This window comes from Stenotrophomonas maltophilia group sp. RNC7 (assembly GCF_030910085.1).
In the GTDB taxonomy this organism is placed as follows: Bacteria; Pseudomonadota; Gammaproteobacteria; order Xanthomonadales; family Xanthomonadaceae; genus Stenotrophomonas; species Stenotrophomonas sepilia.
Genome location: NZ_JAVFVN010000186.1, coordinates 1 through 470 on the forward strand (window position 1 = coordinate 1; position 470 = coordinate 470).

Sequence of the window (470 nt, forward strand, 5' to 3'; positions counted from 1 at the left end):
AATATTCTTGCTCATTTATTAACAGAGAATACTTTTTCTTATCTTTTGTTTTTAATTCTGTTTTTTCCAGGAAGTTTATTATATCCTCTTCATTTATAAAATAAGTCTCTTTCCCTTTATATAACTGTTTTGTCGCATATAGATGCCCTGTGGTTATATGTTTCTTTATTTGACTAGCTGATACTTTCAGTCTTTTGGCAAGCTCTTGTACTGTTATACCTGGTGGTCTTTTTAACTCTTCAGATAATTTTTCTATATCATCTGTATAAAATAATCTTGTTCCATCATTTTGCCAATCATCATAAACAGGTTTTAAAATACCTTCTCGAACATATTTATGAATCGTTGATTCAGCTATATTTAAAAATTCAGCAGCTGCTTTAGTTGACATTTTTTCGCGAGTATCAAAATGCATTATTACACCTTCAATCTTTTATACTTCACCATTAAATAAATATAAACCTTAATTC

1 protein-coding gene is annotated in these 470 nt (G+C 28.3%); it reads right to left on the reverse strand.

Annotated features, from left to right (window positions below):
• Positions 1-415: helix-turn-helix domain-containing protein (locus tag RCF13_RS02400; RefSeq protein ID WP_308140809.1), on the reverse strand; the 415-nt coding region annotated here is incomplete at its 3' end.
• Positions 416-470 lie beyond the last annotated feature (55 nt).